General features: G+C 72.9%; 19 protein-coding genes. 4 read left to right on the top strand and 15 right to left on the bottom strand.

All coding sequences use genetic code 11. From position 1 onward, the window contains the following. Positions 1–381 precede the first annotated feature (381 nt). The gene (locus ACFY0X_RS22515; RefSeq protein ID WP_387756945.1) at positions 382–864 is read left to right on the top strand and encodes a GNAT family N-acetyltransferase; all 483 of its coding nucleotides are present in this window, start codon (positions 382–384) and stop codon (positions 862–864) included. A 228-nt stretch (positions 865–1,092) separates the two neighbouring features. On the opposite strand, the gene ACFY0X_RS22510 is transcribed toward ACFY0X_RS22515, so the two are convergent. Beyond that, complete coding sequence (locus ACFY0X_RS22510; protein ID WP_387756944.1) at positions 1,093–1,692, bottom strand: TetR/AcrR family transcriptional regulator; 600 nt, start codon at positions 1,690–1,692, stop codon at positions 1,093–1,095. Between the two features lie 100 nt (positions 1,693–1,792). Here ACFY0X_RS22510 and ACFY0X_RS22505 point away from each other — a divergent pair, with 100 nt between their 5' ends. Beyond that, positions 1,793–2,236, top strand: a complete 444-nt coding sequence (locus tag ACFY0X_RS22505) for a nuclear transport factor 2 family protein (protein ID WP_387756943.1) — start codon at positions 1,793–1,795, stop codon at positions 2,234–2,236. 54 nt (positions 2,237–2,290) lie between these two features. Here the strand turns inward: ACFY0X_RS22505 and ACFY0X_RS22500 are convergent, their stop codons facing one another. Further along, the gene (locus tag ACFY0X_RS22500) at positions 2,291–2,590 is read right to left on the bottom strand and encodes a hypothetical protein (protein WP_387756942.1); all 300 of its coding nucleotides are present in this window, start codon (positions 2,588–2,590) and stop codon (positions 2,291–2,293) included. A gap of 193 nt (positions 2,591–2,783) precedes the next feature. Here ACFY0X_RS22500 and ACFY0X_RS22495 point away from each other — a divergent pair, with 193 nt between their 5' ends. Next, positions 2,784–3,176 (top strand): hypothetical protein, encoded by a 393-nt coding sequence (locus ACFY0X_RS22495; protein WP_387756941.1) that lies wholly within the window; start codon positions 2,784–2,786, stop codon positions 3,174–3,176. 71 nt (positions 3,177–3,247) lie between these two features. Here the strand turns inward: ACFY0X_RS22495 and ACFY0X_RS22490 are convergent, their stop codons facing one another. The 13 genes from ACFY0X_RS22490 to ACFY0X_RS22430 all read right to left on the bottom strand — a co-directional run bounded on the left by ACFY0X_RS22490 (position 3,248) and on the right by ACFY0X_RS22430 (position 16,230). Next, positions 3,248–3,811: a hypothetical protein gene (locus ACFY0X_RS22490; RefSeq protein ID WP_387756940.1), complete on the bottom strand. Its 564-nt coding sequence runs from the start codon at positions 3,809–3,811 to the stop codon at positions 3,248–3,250. Positions 3,812–3,901: 90 nt separating this feature from the next. Continuing rightward, complete coding sequence (locus ACFY0X_RS22485; protein WP_387756939.1) at positions 3,902–4,501, bottom strand: hypothetical protein; 600 nt, start codon at positions 4,499–4,501, stop codon at positions 3,902–3,904. 111 nt (positions 4,502–4,612) lie between these two features. After that, complete coding sequence (locus ACFY0X_RS22480; protein WP_387756938.1) at positions 4,613–5,392, bottom strand: ABC transporter permease; 780 nt, start codon at positions 5,390–5,392, stop codon at positions 4,613–4,615. Then, on the bottom strand, positions 5,389–6,360 hold the full coding sequence (locus tag ACFY0X_RS22475; protein WP_387756937.1) for an ATP-binding cassette domain-containing protein: 972 nt from the start codon (positions 6,358–6,360) through the stop codon (positions 5,389–5,391). The genes ACFY0X_RS22480 and ACFY0X_RS22475 overlap by 4 nt, the downstream gene beginning before the upstream one ends. Next, positions 6,360–7,199, bottom strand: coding sequence for a DUF4097 domain-containing protein (locus ACFY0X_RS22470; protein ID WP_387756936.1), 840 nt, complete (start codon positions 7,197–7,199; stop codon positions 6,360–6,362). Before ACFY0X_RS22470 ends, ACFY0X_RS22475 begins: the two co-directional genes overlap by 1 nt. A 105-nt stretch (positions 7,200–7,304) precedes the next feature. Next, the gene (locus tag ACFY0X_RS22465) at positions 7,305–7,886 is read right to left on the bottom strand and encodes a toxin-antitoxin system HicB family antitoxin (RefSeq protein WP_387756935.1); all 582 of its coding nucleotides are present in this window, start codon (positions 7,884–7,886) and stop codon (positions 7,305–7,307) included. A gap of 195 nt (positions 7,887–8,081) precedes the next feature. After that, positions 8,082–9,149, bottom strand: a complete 1,068-nt coding sequence (locus ACFY0X_RS22460) for an adenosine deaminase (protein ID WP_387756934.1) — start codon at positions 9,147–9,149, stop codon at positions 8,082–8,084. A 140-nt stretch (positions 9,150–9,289) separates the two neighbouring features. Further along, positions 9,290–10,585, bottom strand: a complete 1,296-nt coding sequence (locus ACFY0X_RS22455) for a DUF445 domain-containing protein (protein ID WP_387756933.1) — start codon at positions 10,583–10,585, stop codon at positions 9,290–9,292. A gap of 115 nt (positions 10,586–10,700) precedes the next feature. Beyond that, positions 10,701–12,002 (bottom strand): nucleotide sugar dehydrogenase, encoded by a 1,302-nt coding sequence (locus tag ACFY0X_RS22450; RefSeq protein WP_387756932.1) that lies wholly within the window; start codon positions 12,000–12,002, stop codon positions 10,701–10,703. Beyond that, positions 11,999–13,297: a glycosyltransferase family 2 protein gene (locus ACFY0X_RS22445; protein ID WP_387756931.1), complete on the bottom strand. Its 1,299-nt coding sequence runs from the start codon at positions 13,295–13,297 to the stop codon at positions 11,999–12,001. Before ACFY0X_RS22445 ends, ACFY0X_RS22450 begins: the two co-directional genes overlap by 4 nt. Positions 13,298–13,467: 170 nt before the next feature. After that, entirely contained in the window at positions 13,468–14,430 is a 963-nt protein-coding gene (locus tag ACFY0X_RS22440) for an ATP-binding cassette domain-containing protein (protein ID WP_387756930.1), read from the bottom strand. A 23-nt stretch (positions 14,431–14,453) separates the two neighbouring features. After that, complete coding sequence (locus ACFY0X_RS22435; RefSeq protein WP_387756929.1) at positions 14,454–15,338, bottom strand: ABC transporter permease; 885 nt, start codon at positions 15,336–15,338, stop codon at positions 14,454–14,456. Next, positions 15,331–16,230: an ABC transporter permease gene (locus tag ACFY0X_RS22430; protein WP_387756928.1), complete on the bottom strand. Its 900-nt coding sequence runs from the start codon at positions 16,228–16,230 to the stop codon at positions 15,331–15,333. The genes ACFY0X_RS22435 and ACFY0X_RS22430 overlap by 8 nt, the downstream gene beginning before the upstream one ends. Positions 16,231–16,456: 226 nt before the next feature. Here ACFY0X_RS22430 and ACFY0X_RS22425 point away from each other — a divergent pair, with 226 nt between their 5' ends. Beyond that, positions 16,457–18,799, top strand: a complete 2,343-nt coding sequence (locus ACFY0X_RS22425) for a transglycosylase domain-containing protein (RefSeq protein ID WP_387756927.1) — start codon at positions 16,457–16,459, stop codon at positions 18,797–18,799. Position 18,800 lies beyond the last annotated feature (1 nt).

The raw sequence follows: 18,800 nt of genomic DNA, 5'->3' as shown, positions 1-18,800 counted from the left end.
CCTGACGTCGCGAGAGAGATGATCTCTCGTCAGGCGTCAGCGGTGCTACCAGAGCACGTCCTACTTTCAGTAGGAAGAGTCCGTGCAACCCGGGCCTGGCGCTCCACAGTCGGAAGGGTCCGGCATCCACCAGGGTGCCGGACCCTTCCGCGTTCGTGACCCCCGGGCCGCGATTCGAAGCACGCGCGCTGAACTGCTAATATTCCTGACGTCGCGAGGGAGACGATCCCTCGTCAGGCGTCAGCGGTGCTACCAGAGCACGTCCTACTTTCAGTAGGAAGAGTCCGTGCAACCCGGGCCTGGCGCTCCACAGTCGGAAGGGTCCGGCATCCACCAGGGTGCCGGACCCTTCCGCGTTCACGGCTCGGGACAGGAGCAACCATGCAGATCGCGGCGGACGACCTCTCCGGTCCCGAGATCGCCGACTTCCTCGCCGACCACGTCCGGCAGATGCGGGCCACCTCCCCGCCGGAGAGCACCCACGCCCTCGATCTCGACGCCCTCCGCGGGCCCGGGATCACGTTCTGGTCGGTGCGGGACGGCGGCGTCCTGGTCGGCTGCGGCGCGATCAAGCGCCTGGACGCCCACCACGCCGAACTCAAGTCGATGCGCACCGCGCCCCTGCGCAAGCGGAGCGGCGTCGCCTCCCTGCTGCTGGAGCACATCATCACCGAGGCCACCCGCATGGGCTTCACCAGGCTGAGCCTGGAGACCGGCTCGACCGACTTCTTCCTGCCGGCCAGGAAGCTGTACGAAAAGTTCGGGTTCGTCCCCTGCGAACCCTTCGCGGACTACCGACCCGACCCGAACAGCACCTTCATGACGAGAGCGCTCCACGGCCCCGATTCGTCGCACCGGCGCTGAGCTGCTAATATTCCTGATGTCGCGAGGGAGATGATTCCTCGTCAGGCGTCAGCGGTGCTACCAGAGCACGTCCTACTTTCAGTAGGAAGAGTCCGTGCAACCCGGGCCTGGCGCTCCACAGTCGGAAGGGTCCGGCATCCACCAGGATGCCGGACCCTTCCGCGTTCCCCGCCCCCAGCGCGTCCTCACCGGGAGTGGAAAGTCGGGGAGTCCGACTTTCCACTCCACTCACGCCCCCGCCCCCGCCTTCAGGCCGTCGCGGACGACCGCGCGGGCGCGTCCGGCGGCCTCCGGGTGGCCATCCAGGTGCTCCAGCATGCGGCAGGTGCCGACCAGGATCGCCGTCAGCTCCGGCACCTCCAGGTCCCGCCGCGCCGCGCCGGCCCGCTGGGCGTCGTCGAGCAGTGCGGTGAGCACCTCGCGCAGGGCGCGACCGGCCTCCGACGTCGCCGCCCTGACGTCGACCCCGGCATCCGCGAGGGCCGCGGCGAAGGCGTTCTTGGCCGGCGACTGGTCCAGCACCAGGTCGAAGAAGGCGAAGAGGGCATCCCCCGGCCCGGCCTCCTCCGCCAGGCGCCGCCCCTCCTCCCCCAGCCGCTCCAGCCGCCGGACGAGCACCGCCTCCAGCAGCGCTTCCTTCGTCGGGAAGTGCCGGAACACGGTGGCGATGCCGACCTTCGCCTCGCGGGCGATCTCCTCCGTGGACGCGCCGGTGCCCCGCTCGGTGAAGACCGCCTCGGCGACCTCCAGCAGTCGCGCACGGTTGCGCCTCGCGTCGGCGCGCAGGGGCTTCGCGTCGCCACTGGACGGAGTCTGATCGGACGTCATGAGGACCTCACCATCCCTGGACAAACGGAGTGGCGTATCCGTATCGTCGGAAACGGAGTCGCCTATCCGATTGTAGGCGGCGAGATCCCGGAGGTCAGCCATGTCCGCACCAGCCACGCCCCGCGAGGTTCACGCGCGGCTGTTGGACCTCATCTCGGCGGGCAGGTGGAGTGAACTCCCCGCCCTCTACGCCGAGGACGCCGTGGTGGAGATCGTCTTCTCGCCCACTCCCCCGCGCCGCATCCAGGGCCGGGACGAACTCCGTCAGCGCTTCGCCGCCCTGGCGGCCGCCGACGCCATCCGGCTGCGCGCGGAGAACATTCACGTCCACGGGACCGACGACCCCGAGGTGGTGATCGCCGAGTTCGACTACGAGGCCCTGCACCCCGCCACCGGCCGCACCTTCCGCACCCCCAACATCCAGGTCCTGCGCGTCCGGGACGGCCTGATCGTCGAGACCCGCGACTACCACGACCACCTCGCCTTCGCCGTGGCGAACGGACGCGCGGGCCGGCTGCTCGCCGCGCTGGACCAGCAAGCCTGACCCGCACCCGACGGCGCAGCCCCGCCCCGCCGCCCCCTCGCCCCGCCGGGCACCTCACCCGCCGAGCCGAGTCGGGCCGCCACCGGACTCGTGGACGCCGCGACGGCGCCTCAACTCGGCGAGCCACTCCCGCACCTGCTCCTCGTCGTGCAGGTACGGGCCGCCGGGGCCGGCCCGCAGATCGATGCCGTGCAGCAGATCCAGGGCCCACAGCGACACCTCGTCCCACCGCAGGTCGTCGTCGAGGAACCACCGCGCCGCCCAGCGGTCGGCCTCGTCCCGGCTCGCCCGGCCGTCCGCGACGGCCTCGAACCACCGCTCGATGTCGCCGGGACCGGGCTGATCGGTCTCCATCTCGTCACTCCATCAGTGCTATGGAAGAAAAATCGTGAAAAGGCCTGATCTCATCGTCGGCGAACTTCCCGAGCGGAAGCCGGTTTTCCGACACCGGAGCCCCGGGTAGGGCCGAGACGTTCGCATCCCGACTGTTCCGGTGCTCACGGACGGGGGCGAATCCCCGACGACTTCCCATCGGAAGGACACCCTCATGCACAGGACCCTTCGGAACGCCCTCGCGACCGTCCTCGTGACGGGTGCGCTCACCGCCGCTCCCGCCGCCGTGGCCGCCGAGCAGGCACCGTCGACGGCCGAGGCCCAGGCGGAAGTCCGCAACCCGAAGACGATCAAGGTCGCCGACTACAACCAGGCGCGCGGCACCCTGATCAACGCCGGCAGCAAGACGGCCGCCAAGTCGCACCCGGCGCACGGCACCAAGGACGTCCCGGTCTCCCACGGCACCAGCCTGCTCGCGGAGGCCCGCGACGAGTTCCGCGCCGCCGACCGCAACCTGCCGGTCAACCAGAAGAAGTCCGACATGTCGATCCCGCACTACAACGCCGTCCACAGCGCGGCCGCCACCATGGGCATCGACCGCTGGTGACGCCTTACCGCCGGGGCCGGCGGCCGGGCCCTCCCCCCGGCAACGCGAGGAGGGCCGGCCCCGGCGAAGCCTCAACGAGGCATGAACGGGCCTTGGGGTCGGGGTGCTTCCCGAGGAGCGCTCAGGCTCCCGTCCGGGCGGACGTCGAAGACCGTGACCTTCGCGTCCCTGGTGATCGTGATCCGGTCCGGCCCGGACCAGTCGACGCGGACGAAGTCGGTCCGCTCGGTGTCCCAGATACCCATGCTCCAGTGGCGGGCGGACCATCCGGTGCCGGACACCAGCTCCACCCGGTAGACCGGGTCGATCGAGAACGCGATGTCGGTGACGGTGAGTACCCGGTCAGGGTGGCCCGGGGCGGCCGTCCGCTCGGTCCAGCCGTCACGGCTCAGGACGATGGCCAGGAACGCGATCGGCACCCCGCCGAAGATCAGCGCCACCAGGCCGACGGCACAGCCGACCTGCGACAGCCAGGTGCGGAACTCCAACTCGATGACCAGCGAGACCACGATCAGCAGGACCGCCGACCCGACCAGCAGGACCGAATGGTTCAGCCAGCGCTCGACCACCACCAGCCCGCCCGACCGGGACGCGTGCCGACCCGCCGCGTACGCCAGCAGCGCCGCGGCCGCCACCCCTCTGAGCCCCCATGCGATCCGTCTGCGGCGTGCCGCTGTCATCCCCGCCCCCCGGCGTTGCTCGACCGATCTTCGGCGCGGACCCTACTACAGGGACCGTCGGGGCCTGGGCGTCACCGAAGGCTCGCCCAGCGTCCCGCCCTTGGCGACGGTGAAGACCCTGGTCTCGTGCTCCAGCGTCACCGTGATCTCGCCCGGGCCGGACCAGTCGGCCCGGAGGAAGCCCTCCTCCTCGCCCCAGGTGCCGAGGCTCCAGTGGCGGGCCGACCAGCCGGTGCCGGACACCAGCTCCACCCGGTAGACCGGGTCGATCGAGAAGGCGATGTCGGTGATGCTCAGCACGTGGTCGGAGCGGTCCGGGGCGGGCTTGCGGTCGACCAGTCGGCCGTCGCCCCCGAAGAAGTACGCCAGGGCCCCGACCGCCGCGCCGACGACGAGGAGCGGTGACAGGACGGCCGCGCAGCCGATCTGCGCCCATCGGGTGCGGAACTCGAACTGGGCCACCGCCGAGGCCATGGCCAGCGCGACCGCCGTCCCGAGCAGCAGCACGGGGTGGTTCAGCCAGCGCTCGACCTCGACCAACCCGCCCTGACGGGAGGAGAAGTAGCCCGGCAGGTACACCAGGAAGGCCACCAGCGCCGCGCCTCTGAGCCACCACACGACCTGCGTGCGGCGCGTGCCTGTCATTTGCTCCCCCCGGAGTCGTCCTTTGCCGGGACTTTACTACGGGGACACCTGACGGCCCGGACGACGGGCGCTCCGTCGTCCGGGCCGCTCCGGCTACCGGCCGTACCCCCGTCACCGCCGGTAGAAGACGCTCCTCGACCAGAAGAAGCCGATCAGCGTCAGCACGGTGCACCAGGCCAGGGCGCTCCAGCCGCTGGTGCCGACCCCGGTGCCGAGCAGCAGCCCGCGCAGGGTCTCGATCATGGGCGTGAAGGGCTGGTACTCGGCGAACCAGCGCAGTGCCGTCGGCATGGAGTCGGTCGGCACGATGGCACTGCCGATGAAGGGCAGGAACTGCAGCGGCATCGGCATGTTGCTGGCGCTCTCGACCGTCTTGGCCACCAGGCCGATGCCCGCCGATATCCAGGTCAGGGCGACGGTGAGGAAGAGCAGCAGGCCCGTCGCGGCCAGCCACTCCACCGGCCCGGCGTTCGGCCGGAAGCCCATCGCCAGGGCCGCGCCGATCACCAGCACCAGCCCGATCATGGTCTGGATGACGCTGCCGACGACGTGCCCCGCCAGGAAGGCGGACCGCGATATGGCCATCGTGCGGAAGCGGTTGACGATGCCCTCGGTCATGTCGGTGCAGATGCCGATCGCGGTGACCAGCGACCCGGAGGTGGCCGCCATCAGCACGATGCCGGGCGTCACGTAGTCGATGTAGTCGCCGCCGCCGATGCCGGCGCCCAGCGTGCTGCCGTAGGCGTAGTTGAAGAGCAGCAGCATCATGACCGGCATCACCACGACCGCGAAGGTCAGGGACGGGTACCGCAGCGCGTGCTTGAGGTTGCGGCGCAGCATGGTCAGCGAGTCGCTGAGCACGTAGCCGGCCGTCCCCGTGGCCGTACTCATCGCACACCCTCCCCGGTGAGCTGCAGGAACACGTCGTCCAGGTCGGCCGTCTCCACGACCAGCGACTCGGCCGGTACGGACGCGTTGTCGAGCGCGTCCAGCACGGCCTTCACGGTGAGGACGGAGTTGTCCCCCGGGATCTCCAGCCGCAGCGCCTCGGCGTCGGCCCTGGCGTACTCGAACAGCGCGGCCGCGGCGGTCAGTCGGGCGGCGTCCGCGAACTGGAGCCGGATCCGCCCGCCGGGGGCGAGCCGCTTCAGCTCCTCGGCCGTGCCCTCGGCGACGATCCGGCCGCCGTCCAGGACGGCTATCCGGTCGGCGAGTTGGTCGGCCTCGTCCAGGTACTGGGTGGTGAGGAAGATCGTCACCCCGTGGTCGGCGACCAGGCCCCGGATGATCTCCCACATGGTGCGCCGGCTGCGCGGGTCGAGCCCGGTGGTCGGCTCGTCCAGGAAGATCACCTTCGGGTCCCCGACCAGGGTCATCGCCAGGTCGAGCTTGCGCCGCATGCCGCCGGAGAAGGTGGCGACGGGTTTGCGGGAGGCCTCGGTGAGGTCGAAGCGCCGCAGCAGGTCCTCCGTCCGCCTCCGCCCCTCCCGACGGCGGAGGTGGTTGAGGTCGGCCATCAGCATGAGGTTCTCCTCGGCGGTGAGCAGGTTGTCCACCGCCGAGAACTGGCCCGTCACCCCGATCGCCCGGCGCACCCCGTCGGCCCCGTGCTCCACGTCGTGCCCGGCCACCCGGGCCGAGCCGCCGTCGGCGGGGATCAGGGTGGAGAGGATCTCCACGGTGGTGGTCTTGCCCGCGCCGTTGGGCCCGAGCAGCGCGAACACGCTGCCCGCCGGGATCTCCAGGTCGACGCCCTTCAGGACCGCCTTGTCCCCGTAGGACTTGGTGAGCCCGACGGCCGAGATCGCCGGGCCGGCCGGGACCACCGGCCTCACCGGGACTGCCGAGACGGCCGCCATCAGGCCCTCCGGACGACGACGTTGCCGACCTGGGTGCGGCCGCGGACCTCGACCGTCTCCATCGCGTCGCCCGGGCCCTGGGTGGGGCCGAGGTCGTTGCGGACGCCGCCGACCTTGCTGTGCACGTCCAGCCAGGCCGCGGTGCCCTCCGCGATGCCGACCTCCACGTCCCCCAGGCTGGTCTGCAGGGTGACCTGGCCGCGGACCACCCGGCCGACCCGGATGTGGCCGTGCGCCGACTTGGCGTCCACGTTCCCCTCGGCCACGCCGATGTGGATGCGGCCGTTGGAGGCGTTGGCGTGCAGCTCGCCGTGCACCTCGTCGATCTCGGTGTCGCCGATGCTGTTCTTGACCGTCAGCCGGCCCCCGACGGAGCCGATCTCGATCCGGCCGGCGCCGGACACCTCGGCGTCCCCGGTCGTCGCCCCGAGCCGGACGTCCCCGAAGCCGCTGTCCAGCCGGGCGTTCTCGGCGCTCTCGACCTGGATCCGGCCGAGCGAGGTCTTCAGGCGGCAGTCGCCGAGCGGCCCCTCGGTGACGAACTCGGCCATCGGCGACTCACTGTGGACGTCGGAGCCGGCCGGCAGCTCGACCAGGATCTCGATCCCGCCCTTCTTGCTGGTGAACACGGAGCGCTGCTTGGGGGCCTTGATCCCGAGCCGGCCGCCGGAGAAGTCGACCTGGGTCTGCTCGGCGGCCTTGACGTCCGCCTCCTTGGCCGGGTTGGCCGGCCGGACCTCGACCACGGCGTCGGTGCGCTTGCCCGCCTTGATCCAGACCGAGCCGATGTCGAACTCGAGGATGGCGGAAATCGGACCGTCGATCTCGTACGTAGGCATGGTTGTCCCGTCCTCTTGACTCGTGTGGGTGTTCCCGCTGGTGGGAGCGGGGGTGACGTCGAAGGTGCAGAAGGTGGTGCAGACGTTCCTGGTACTACGGAGGTACTAGTGGACCCAGCCGGTGAAGCCCTGGCCGCCGACGCTGCGAGCGACCCGGCCGGGCGGGTCGACCACCGGACGGCGGGCCGGCTCGCCGCCTTCCAGCGCGCCGGCCAGGGCCCGGACCAGCCAGGCGTTGAGCGAGAGGCCGGCCTCGGCGGCGGCCTCCTCCGCCCGGGCCTTCAGGTGGGCGGGCAGGCGGAGGTTGATCCGGGCGGTGCCCGTCTCGTCCGGCTCCGCCGCCCCCGAGGGCACCACCGGCGGCGCCACCGGCACGACGGGTGGCACCACCGGTGCCACCGGCGGCACCACCGGCGGCAGATCGCCGTGGAAGGCGTCCGACCCGGGCGGCGCCGTCACCACGAACTCCGGGTCGAGGCCACGCAGACGCACGTCCACCGAGCCGGGGGCGAGGTCACGGGTGACTTCGCCCATGGCGGCCGAGAGCGCGTTGAGCAGGGTGAGCCGCACGGCCGACTCCAGCGGGAGCGTCAGCCGCTCGGCCAGCGCGCGGGCTTCGTCCCCGCCGGTGGCGGCGGCCACCGCGAGCTCGTTCCGGAGGTTTTCCACATACGGCGTGAGGTCCATGTCCGATAGCTTGGCACAGCCGTGGCGCCATGTCGAGTCATTAGTGGCACCACTTTGGCACCATCACCCGAACGGCCCTGGCGCCGACAACGGAACCGCCCCGCCGACCGGGGTCGACGGGGCGGTTCACCAGGGGAAACGCGAGGGAACGCAGGGGAACGCGGTGCACCGTGGTGCAACGCGGGGAGCCGGGGGCTACGGCTGCAGCCAGCCCGCCAGGTAGGCGTCGATCTCCCCGGCCAGCCGGGTCTTGCCCGCCCGGTCCAGGAAGGAGGCCTCGACGGCGTTGCGGGCCAGCCCCGCCACCCCGGCCTCGTCCAGGTCCAGCAGCCGCGCCGCCACCGCGTACTCGGTGTTGAGGTCGGTGCCGAACATCGGCGGGTCGTCGCTGTTGACCGTCACCAGCAGCCCGGCGTCCACCATCCGCTTGATCGGGTGGTCCTCGATCCGCTCCACGGCCCGGGTCGCGATGTTGGAGGTCGGGCAGACCTCCAGCGGGATCCGGTGCTCGCCCAGGTGGTCGATCAGCGCGGGGTCCTTCACCGCCTGGGTGCCGTGCCCGATGCGCTCGGCGCCGAGCACCCGGATCGCGTCCCAGACCGTCTCCGGCCCGGTGGTCTCGCCCGCGTGCGGGACGCTGCGCAGGCCGGCCGCCCGGGCCCGGTCGAAGTACGGCTTGAACTGGGGGCGCGGCACGCCGATCTCCGGGCCGCCCAGGCCGAAGCTGACCAGGCCCTCGGGGGCCCGCTCGGTGGCCAGCCGGGCGGTCACCTCGGCCGACTCCAGCCCCGCCTCGCCCGGGATGTCGAAGCACCAGCGCAGCACCACGCCGAGTTCCTTCTCGGCGCGCAGCCGGGCGTCCTCGATCGCCTCCATGAAGGCGACCTCGGGGATGCCCCGGCGGACCGAGGAGTACGGGGTGATGGTCAGCTCGGCGTACCGGATGTTCTGCCGGGCCATGTCCTCGGCCACGCCGTAGGTGAGCGCGCGGACGTCCTCGGCGTCCCGGACCAGGTCCACGACGCTCAGGTAGACCTCGACGAAGTGCGCGAAGTCGGTGAAGGTGAAGTACTCGGCGAGCGCCGCCGGGTCGGTCGGCACCTTGGAGTTGCCGGCGTGGCGCGCGGCCAGCTCGGCGACGACGCGCGGCGAGGCCGAGCCGACGTGGTGGACGTGCAGCTCCGCCTTGGGCATCCCGGCGATGAACGCCTCGATGCTCCGCTCTGTGGGGTTCCCGATCCGACTTCCGTCCGGCTGGACCACGGTCGTTCCCTTCTTCCTTCTTCACGTTTCTTCACGCGCGACGTCACGCGTCACGCGCACCGACGACAGTGCCGCCAAGGATAGGCCGTGCCCGGAACCGCCAACGGGTGATCATCCCGATCGCGACCGCCGCCGGGCGATCACCCCCCGAGCGCGACCGCCACGGTGTGGATCAGCAGCCCGGCCAGGGCGCCGACCACGGTGCCGTTGATCCGGATGAACTGGAGGTCGCGGCCGACGTTGGCCTCGATCTTGCGGGAGGCGTCGTCGGCGTCCCAGCCCGCCACCGTCTCGGAGATCAGCGAGGTGATCTCGGTGCGGTAGGTGTCGACCAGGTACTGGGCGGCGTCCTGGAGCCAGCCGTCCGCCTTGGCCTGGAGCTTGGGGTCGGTGGCCAGGCGCTCGCCGAAGCGGCGCACTCCGTCGCGGATGCGCCGGCGCAGTTCGCTGTCCTCGTCCTCGGCGGCGCCCATCACCAGGGTGCGCACGGCCGCCCAGGTGGAGTTGATCAGGTCCTGCACCTCGGGGCGGGTCAGCAGCTCGCCCTTGGCCCGCTCGACCCTGGCGATGGTCTCCGGGTCGGTCTGCAGCTCGGTCGCGAAGTCGGCGAGGAACTTGTCGACCGCGCCGCGGGCCGGGTGGTCGGGGTCGTCCCGGATGTCGGTGACGAAGCGCAGCAGCTCCTTGTAGACCCGCTCGCCGACCTGGTGGTCGATGAACCGGGGCGTCCAGCCCGGAGTCTTCTGGGTGACCTTCTGGACCACCTCCTCGTGGTTGGCGGTCAGCCAGCCGTGCGCCCGGACCGCGACCAGGTCCACCACTCCGTGGTGCCCGCCGTCGGCGACCACCTTGCCGAGCATCCGGCCCATCGGCTCGGCCACCGAGGTGGCGGCGGCCCGCCTGGTCACCGCCTCGGCGACCACCGCCCGCACGTCGTCGTCGCGGAGCACCGCGAGCAGGCCGCGCAGCGCCGCCGAGGCCTCCTTGGTGACCCGCTCGGCGCTGCCCGGCGCGGCCAGCCACTCCCCCAGCCGGCGGCCGATGCCGAGCGCCGCCAGGCGGCCGCGCACCACGTGCCCGGAGAGGAAGTTCTCGCCGACGAAGTCGCCGAGCGAACGGCCGAAGGCGTCCTTCTTGGTCGGGATGATCGCGGTGTGCGGGATCGGCAGGCCGAACGGCCTGCGGAACAGCGCGGTCACCGCGAACCAGTCGGCCAGCGCGCCGACCATGCCCGCTTCGGCGGCGGCCGCCACGTACCCCGCCCAGGGTCCGGCGCCGGCCGCCTCTGCCCAGGTGGCCAGGGCGAAGACCAGGGTCGCGAAGGCCAGCAGGCCGGTCGCGATGGTCTTCATCCGGCGGACGCCGCGTCTCTTCTCCTCGTCGGCCGCGGTGAACCGGACTCCGGGGCCGGTCCCGCTGAAGGCATCGTCACTCACCCCGCCAGTCTGCCCGGTGCCCGGCGCGGACGGGGGCGCGCCTCGCGATCACGCGCCCCGGGCAGGCACCGCGCACCGGACCGACGGGGGTTCAGGCCCGGCACCGGACGGGGACTCACCCCCCGCCCAGCACCATCCGCCGCACGTCCGTGCCCGCCCAGCGCTTCGGGTCCGTGCACCGCCGCCCGTCCAGCAGCACCCGCACCCCCGGCAGGTCCACCGGCGTCAGGTCCCGGTACTCCGGGTGGTCCGCCTGCAGCACCGCCGCCACCACCGGCTCCCCGACGTACGGCGGCAGCCCCAGCGCCGCCAACTCCTCCGCCTCGTACAGCGGATCGGCGACGTACGGCCGCGCGCCCGCCGAGCGCACCGCCTCGACCAGCGGGAACACCCCGGAGTACGCCGTCTCCTTGACCCCGCCCCGGTAGGAGGCGCCGAGCACCAGCACGCCCTGCCCGGCGATCCCGCCCGGCACCGCCCCCGCGAGCATGCCCACCGCGTACTCCGGCACCGCCAGGTTGGCCTCGCGCGCCGCCCGGACCACCGTCGCGCCCGGGTCGTTCCACAGGTACAGCCGCGGGTAGACCGGGATGCAGCGCCCGCCGACCGCGATGCCCGGCCGGTGCAGGTGGCTGTACGGCTGGGAGTTGCAGGCGTCGACGACCTCCGCGAAGTCCACCCCGACCTCGTCCGCGTACCGGGCGAACTGGTTGGCCAGCGCGATGTTGACGTCCCGGTACGTGGTCTCCGCGAGCTTGCTGAACTCGGCCGCCTCCACCGAGGCCAGCTCCCAGACGCCGTTGGGCCGGGGCAGGTCCGGGCGCGGGTCGAAGTCCAGCACCGCCCGGTAGAACTCGCCGCCGCGCCGGGTGGAGGACGCGTCCAGGCCGCCGACCAGCTTGGGGTAGCGCCGCAGGTCGGCGAGGACCCGTCCGATGCGGACCCGTTCCGGGCTGAACACCAGCGCGAAGTCCGTCCCGGCCGCGAGCCCCGACCCGGCCGCCAGCCGGGGCGCCCAGCGCTCCCGGGTGGTGCCGACGGGCAGGGTGGTCTCGTAGCTGACCAGGGCGCCCCGGCGCAGCCCGGCCGCGACGGCGTCGGTGGCCGCGTCGAGCGGGGCGAAGTCCGGGGTGCCGTCGGCGGCGGTGACCAGCGGGACGACCAGCACCACGACCTCGGCCCCGGCCGCCGCGGCCGTGGTGTCGGTGGTGGCCCGCAGCCGGCCCTCGGCGACGACCCGCTTGAGCGCCTGGTCCAGGCCCGCCTCCCGGGGGAACGGCGGCACGCCCCGGTTGACGCCGTCCACCACGCCGGGCGCGATGTCCGCGCCGGTCACCCGGTGGCCCTTCAGCGCGAACTGCACCGCCAGCGGCAGGCCCAGCCGGCCCAGCCCGACCACGCAGACGTCCTGGCTCATCCCCGTCCTCCGTTCACCGAGTCGGCCGGCCGGCGCCACGCCGGGTGGCGCCGCAGCCCGCGCCGCACCTGCGCCGGGACGAGCCCGCGCCACAGCCGGCGCGCGAGGTCGAGCGGCGGGGCGTCCTCCCCGACCGCCGCCCCGACCCACTCCTCGGCCGACCCGTTGACCGACCCGTTGACCGACTTCTCGGCCGGCCCCTCGACCGCTTCCTCCCGCAGCAGAAACAGCTCGTCCGGCAGGCAGAGCCGGTCGTCCCGGAACGCCGGGTAGCCCGCGTACCGCCGCCGCCCGTCCGCCACCACCGGCGGATCGCCGTGCGCCGCCTCGAAGCGGATCTGGCTGCGCAGCGCCTGGGGCCGTACGGTGCAGGCGAGTTCGAGCCGCACCCGGTCGGCGACCGGCAGCCGGTGGTACACCTCGCGGGCGCCGAACCGCTCGACCAGCCGGGTGACCTCGACGCACACCCGCTCCTGGACGTCCGCGGCCAGCAGCAGGAAGCCGTCCTGCAGCAGCCGCGGCACGTCCCGGCCGAAGCCGCGCACCCGGATGGCGTCCAGCTCCGCGCCCGGCCCGGCCAGGTCGGCGCCCACCTGCTGGAGCGCGGCGATCCCGCGCAGCCGGTCCAGCACCCCGGCCCGCCCGGTGGCGTCGCCCCCGGCCCCGCGCGGCCCCGGGAAGCAGCAGTCGTAGGAGGCGAGGACGGACACCCGGGCCGCCCGCAGGCACGCCTCCAGGGTGAACAGTTGCTCCGAGAAGGCCTTCAACCGCTCGTCACGGCGCAGCCCGTGGTGCCGCAGGAGGTCGCGCCGGAACAGCTTGGTGCCGCCCAGCGCCCAGGCCAGCGCGGAGTCGGCGAAGCCCACGGACGCGGCGTCGGTGTGGAAGGCCCCCGGCGGCACCGGCCGCCCGTCCACCCCAGCCTGCTTGGGCACCACGACGTCCGAGCCCCAGGCGTCGGCGGCCGCGACCAGCCGCTCCAGTGCCTCCTCGCCGAGCCGGTCGTCGGCATCGAGGAACAGCACGTAGCGGCCGCGGGCCAGCTCCAGGCCGCGGTTGGCGGGGCCCGCCGGGCCGCCCGAGCGGGGCCGGCGCACCACCGTGAACAGCCCGGGGTGGCGGGCGGCGTACCCGTCCAGCAGCTCCCCGCCGCCGTCCGCGGAGCCGTCGTCCACGGCCACCACCTCCAGCCGCCCCGGCGCCAGGGACTGCCCGACCAGTGAGTCCAGGCAGGCGGTGAGGTACGGCGCGGTGTCGTGGACCGCGACCACCGCGGTCACGTCGGGAACGGCCATCGGACGGAGGGCCTCCGGTTCCGGCATCGGCGAGTGTTGCCGGGTCAACTCGTGCCGGGGGTCCGGGGTCACGATGATCATCCGCACGGGCGACGGGAACGGAACATACTCCCGGCCACCGCACGTACGCGCGGTGGCCGGGAGTCCGGAGGCGAGCCCCGGCCGTCCCGTCAGCCGATCGCGGCCTCCGCGTACATCCGGGCGATCACGTCCTCGATGGCCGGCTCGCGCACCGACAGGTCCACCAGCGGGTAGCGCGCGGCGACCGCCGCCACGATCGGCGCGGCGCTCTCCTGGGCCGGGAAGGCCAGCCACTGGCGCGGCCCCTCGACCCTGGTGACCCGCGCCCCGGGCACCTCGACCGGGTGCGCGAGCTCCTGTGCGAGGTCCACCACCAGCGTCCGCTCGCTGCGGCCGGTGGCGTGCAGGCCCTCCAGCCCGCCGTCGTACACCACCCGGCCGTGGTCGATCACCATCACCCGGCCGCAGAGCTGCTCGATGTCGGTCAGGTCGTGGGTGGTGAGCAGCACGGTGGTGCCCCGGTCCCGGTTGACCTCGCGCAGGAACTCGCGCACCCGGCCCTTGCTGACCACGTCCAGGCCGATGGTCGGCTCGTCCAGGTAGAGCACCCGGGGGTCGTGCAGCAGCGCCGCCGCGAGGTCGCCGCGCATCCGCTGGCCGAGCGAGAGCTGGCGCACCGGGGTGTCCAGCAGGCCACCGAGGTCGAGCAGTTCGACGCAGCGGTCGAGGTTCTCGCGGAACCGGGCGTCGGGGACGCGGTAGATCCGGCGGGCGAGTTCGAAGGAGTCGCGCAGCGGCAGGTCCCACCAGAGGGTGGTGCGCTGGCCGAAGACGACGCCGATCCGGCGGGCCAGCGCGACGCGTTCGCGGGCCGGGTCGACGCCGGCCACCCGCAGCCGCCCGGAGCTGGGGACCAGGATGCCGGTGAGCATCTTGACGGTGGTGGACTTGCCGGCCCCGTTGGGCCCGATGTAGCCGACGCACTCGCCGGCCTCGACGGTGAAGTCGAGCCCGTCCACCGCCCGGACCTCGCGCCTGGTCCGGCCGAACCGGCCGGTGCGGGTCCGTACGGTGAAACTGCGGCGGACGTCGTGGAGTTCGATCAGTGCCATGGACGCTCCTTCAGGGGTGGGGTTCAGCTGCCGGTGCCGCGGTAGGCGCGCAGCCCGGCCCGCCAGGCGAGCCCGGCGGCGAGGACGCAGAGCGCGGCGACGGCCGGGGAGGCGAACTGGAAGGCGGTGGGCAGGCCGAGCGGGTCGGGCCGGCCGAGGACGTACAGGGCGGGCAGCCAGTTGACGAAGGCCAGCGGGACGCCGAAGACCACCCCGGCGACCAGTTCCTTGGCGAAGACGGTCGGCGGGTACTGCAGCATGACGCCGCCGCCGTAGGTGAAGGAGTTCTGGAGCTCCTCGGCCTCGCCCCACCAGAACTGCAGGCAGGCGAAGCCGATCCAGACCGCGCAGAAGATGGTCGTGCCGCTGAGCAGCAGGACGGCCACCAGCAGCACCCGGTCCCAGGTCCAGGCCACGTCCAGGACGGCGAGCGACCAGGCCAGCACCGCCCCCGACTGGACCGGACGGCCGATCCGGCGCAGCGAGAAGCGCTCGGCGCAGACCTGGGCGAGGGCCGGCGCGGGCCGGATCAGCATCACGTCCAGGGTGCCGGTCCGGATCCGCTCGCCGAGCGCGTCGCTGCTGCCGACCAGCAGGTTGGCCATGCCGAGCGCGAAGCCGGAGGTGCCGTAGAGGAAGCCGAGTTCGGGCAGGGTCCAGCCACCGAGCGTGGCGGTGTGCCGGAACATCAGGATGATCACGGCGAAGTCGAGGAAGGTGATCACCGCGTTGGCGGTGAGCATCATCGCGAACGAGGCCCGGTAGGACATGATCGAGCGGGTCCACATGGCGGCGCACAGCCACCAGGAGCGCACGGCCCAGCGGGTACGGGCGAGGAGCCGGTCGGCCGGGAGGTCGAAGCCGGCGTCGAAGCCCGCGGCAGGGGCGTCGGAGCCGGTCTCAGCCACCCTGGACCACCACCTTGCGGGTCGCGAGCGCCTGCACGCCGCGCCCGGCGGCCAGCAGCACGGCGGCCCAGCCGAGTTGGAGGCCGAGCGGCCCGAGCACGGCGGAGCCGGTCGTGTGCTCCAGGAACAGGTCGGCGGGCACCTGCGCCAGCGTCGCCCACGGGAGCACCCGGGCGAGGTCGGCGAGCCCGCCGGGGAAGAGCGTGAGCGGCAGCAGCATGCCGGAGAGGAACATCGTCACCACCAGCGTCACCGAGCGCACCCCCTCGGAGTCGTGCAGCCAGAAGCCGGTGAGCGCGACCAGGAACCGCAGCCCGAAGCTGACCAGCTCGGCGAGCAGCGCGGAGAGCAGGAAGACCAGCCAGGTCAGCGGCCGCTCGGGCAGCCTGAAGTGGAAGAGCAGCGAGCCGATCAGCAGCGGCGCACCGCCGCGGACCAGCAGGTGGTAGCCGGCTCGGCCGAGGTCGCTCGCCAGCCACCAGCCCAGGAAGTCCACCGGCCGGTACAGGTCGACGGCGATGTCCCCGTTGCGGAACCGCGTCTGGAGGTCGTCCTCGAATCCGCCGCCGAAGATCGCGGTGGTGGGCATCAGGCCCTGGCAGACCCAGATGAAGGTGACGGCCTGGCTCACGTCGTAGCCGCCGAGGCCGGGGCGGGCCTGCCAGAGCGCGACGAAGGTGTAGGCGAGGATGCAGCCGAAGACGGTGTTGGTGAAGACACCGGCGAGGGTGGCGGCCCGGTAGGTCGAGTGGCGGCGGAAGGCGCCGCGGGCGACGGCGGCGTAGAGCCCGAGGGAGGCGTGGAACCGGAGGAGGGCGTGGCGCCCGGGGGAGGCGGCCTGGGCCGCCGGGGGTTCAGGGGGACGCGCTCCGGCGGGGACGGTGTTCAGCATATTGTCTCCTTGTCGACAAATGCGGGCAGACGGATGCCCGCGGGCACCCGGCGCGCACGCCCCAGCGGCCCCGACCGGCCGTACCCGGGGGGTGCCGGGCCTGGCGGGCGGAGCTGCTGAAGTGGGTGCGCTATGCGGTTTTCACCTTTCACCGTACCTCCGGCCCACACCACTCGCACCCGGTTTTTCCAGCCTGATCCGGCGTCAAATAGCAGATAATCCCGGCATGACCTTGAGCACCCGCCGCCAGGCCAAACGGGCCGCCCGCCGCGAGGCCCGTCGCGCCCTCCCGCTCTGGCGCCGGCTCCTGCCCACCTGGCGGGTCACCCTCGGCACCCTCACCGCACTGCTCCTGCTCGCCGTCGGCGGCTTCGCCGTGCTCTACGTCATCGTCCCGGTGCCCGACCCCAACGCCCACGCCGTCGCCCAGAACAACATCTACCTCTACGCCGACGGCACCACCGAGATCGCCCGCACCGGCGCCGTCAACCGCACCGACGTCACCATCGACCAGATCCCGCTCCAGACCCAGCAGGCCGTCGTCTCCGCCGAGGACCGCACCTTCTACCAGAACCGCGGCATCGACCTGAAGGGCATGCTCCGGGCCGGCTGGAACACCCTGACCGGCAAGGGCATGCAGGGCGGCTCCACCATCACCCAGCAGTACGTCAAGAACTACTACCTCACCCAGGACCGCACCATCGAGCGCAAGGGCCGCGAACTGCTCATCGCCCTCAAGGTCGACCAGCAGCGCGACAAGCGCGAGATCCTCGCCGGCTACCTCAACAGCAGCTACTTCGGCCGCGGCGCCTACGGCATCCAGAGCGCCGCCCACGCCTACTACGGCGTCGACGTCTCCCGGCTCACCCTCGGCCAGGGCGCCTACCTCGCCTCCCTGCTCCAGGCCCCCAGCCGCTACGACGTCAGGACCGCCACCCCCGCCAACCGTGAGAAGGCCGTCGCCCGCTGGAACTACGCCCTCGACGGCATGGTCCAACTCGGCTTCGTCACCCCCGCCGACCGCGCCGCCACCGCCTTCCCCGAACCCGTCGACCCCCAGCCCGCCACCGGCCTCGCCGGCCAGGCCGGCTACCTGGTCGGCGTCGCCGACGACTACCTCGTCTCCTCCGGCACCCTCGACGCCGCCACCCTCAAGGCCGGCGGCTGGCGCATCACCACCACCTTCGACAAACCCCGGCAGGACGCCTTCGTCAAGGCCGTCCAGGAACAGCTCACCGGCGAACTCGACCCCAGGGCCCGCCCCGACACCGACACCGACGTCCGGGTCGCCGGCGCCTCCGTCGAACCCGCCACCGGCCGGGTCGTCGCCGTCTACGGCGGCCCCGACTACGCCAAACAGCCCTACAACGACGCCCTGCGCCAGGACAACCAGATCGGCTCCACCTTCAAACCGATCGACCTCGCCGCCGGCCTCGTCGCCCAACACGCCCCCGACGGCCGCCCGATCACCACCGAATCCCGCTACGACGGCACCAGCGAACGCCCCGTCACCGGCGGCCCCACCCCGTACGCCCCGCCCAACGAGGACGACATCGACTACGGCGACATCACCCTGCGCTACGCCATGGTGAAATCCGTCAACTCCGTCTACGCCCAGGAGGGCGTGGACGCCGGACTCGCCCGCGTCCGCGAGACCGCCGTCAGACTGGGCATCCCCGACGACGTCCGCGGCATGGACCCGGCCAACACCTCGATGACCCTCGGCACCGCCACCCCCAGCGCCCTCGACCTGGCCGGCGCCTACGCCGCCCTCGCCGACCACGGCCGGGCACACACCCCCTGGTCCGTCCTCGAACTCGAACGCGTCAACCCCGGCGGCTCCGTCGACGTCCCCAAGATGCCCGAACACAACCCCACCGAGGCACTCGACCGGGAGATCGCCGACTCCGTCACCGACGTGCTGCGCGATGTCATCAGCCCGCGCGGCACCGGCGCCGCCGCCCTCGACCTCGGCCGCCCGGCCGCCGGCAAGACCGGCACCACCGACTCCAACCTCTCCGCCTGGTTCGCCGGCTACACCCCCGAACTCGCCACCACCGTCGGCCTGTTCCGCGAGAACCCGAAGACCCACGCCAAGGAACCGCTGGCCGGCACCGCCGGGCTCACCCGGATCAACGGCGGCGCCTTCCCCACCCGGATCTGGACCGCCTACACGGCCGCCGCCCTCGACGGCACCCCCACCCAGGACTTCGACCTCCGGACCGGACGCGGCACCCCCGACGCCACCCCCTGGCCCACGGCCACCGCCACCGCCGGGACCACCCCCAGCGCCACCACCACCCCGACCGGCGGCGGACCCACCAGCGCCGACCCGGCCCCCGGCACACCCCCCGGCCACGCCCCCGGCACCCCCGCCACCACCCCCCGGCCCACCGCCACCACCGGCACCACCCCCAGCCCGCAGGCCCCCAGGCCCACGGCGGACCCGGAACAGCCCACCCCGGCCCCCAGACCCACCCAGTCGCAGCCCACCGGGCCCACCGCCCTGCCCAGCGCCACCGGCGGCCCCGCCACCAACCTGGCGACACCGCCCGGCGCGGCGCCCTAGA

The sequence above is a fragment of the Kitasatospora sp. NPDC001547 genome (assembly GCF_042894165.1).
Classification (GTDB): domain Bacteria; phylum Actinomycetota; class Actinomycetes; order Streptomycetales; family Streptomycetaceae; genus Kitasatospora.
Note: the sequence above shows the minus strand (reverse complement) of the source record. Positions and strands in the feature narration are given on the sequence as shown.

Bases quoted from the DNA above. Each gene is read 5' to 3' on its own strand.
- ACFY0X_RS22515 (WP_387756945.1), top strand. From the start codon at position 382: ATGCAGATCGCGGCGGACGACCTCTCCGGTCCCGAGATCGCCGACTTC.
- ACFY0X_RS22510 (WP_387756944.1), bottom strand. From the start codon at position 1,692: ATGACGTCCGATCAGACTCCGTCCAGTGGCGACGCGAAGCCCCTGCGC.
- ACFY0X_RS22505 (WP_387756943.1), top strand. From the start codon at position 1,793: ATGTCCGCACCAGCCACGCCCCGCGAGGTTCACGCGCGGCTGTTGGAC.
- ACFY0X_RS22500 (WP_387756942.1), bottom strand. From the start codon at position 2,590: ATGGAGACCGATCAGCCCGGTCCCGGCGACATCGAGCGGTGGTTCGAG.
- ACFY0X_RS22495 (WP_387756941.1), top strand. From the start codon at position 2,784: ATGCACAGGACCCTTCGGAACGCCCTCGCGACCGTCCTCGTGACGGGT.
- ACFY0X_RS22485 (WP_387756939.1), bottom strand. From the start codon at position 4,501: ATGACAGGCACGCGCCGCACGCAGGTCGTGTGGTGGCTCAGAGGCGCG.
- ACFY0X_RS22480 (WP_387756938.1), bottom strand. From the start codon at position 5,392: ATGAGTACGGCCACGGGGACGGCCGGCTACGTGCTCAGCGACTCGCTG.
- ACFY0X_RS22475 (WP_387756937.1), bottom strand. From the start codon at position 6,360: ATGGCGGCCGTCTCGGCAGTCCCGGTGAGGCCGGTGGTCCCGGCCGGC.
- ACFY0X_RS22470 (WP_387756936.1), bottom strand. From the start codon at position 7,199: ATGCCTACGTACGAGATCGACGGTCCGATTTCCGCCATCCTCGAGTTC.
- ACFY0X_RS22465 (WP_387756935.1), bottom strand. From the start codon at position 7,886: ATGGACCTCACGCCGTATGTGGAAAACCTCCGGAACGAGCTCGCGGTG.
- ACFY0X_RS22450 (WP_387756932.1), bottom strand. From the start codon at position 12,002: ATGAGCCAGGACGTCTGCGTGGTCGGGCTGGGCCGGCTGGGCCTGCCG.
- ACFY0X_RS22445 (WP_387756931.1), bottom strand. From the start codon at position 13,297: ATGGCCGTTCCCGACGTGACCGCGGTGGTCGCGGTCCACGACACCGCG.
- ACFY0X_RS22440 (WP_387756930.1), bottom strand. From the start codon at position 14,430: ATGGCACTGATCGAACTCCACGACGTCCGCCGCAGTTTCACCGTACGG.
- ACFY0X_RS22430 (WP_387756928.1), bottom strand. From the start codon at position 16,230: ATGCTGAACACCGTCCCCGCCGGAGCGCGTCCCCCTGAACCCCCGGCG.
- ACFY0X_RS22425 (WP_387756927.1), top strand. From the start codon at position 16,457: ATGACCTTGAGCACCCGCCGCCAGGCCAAACGGGCCGCCCGCCGCGAG.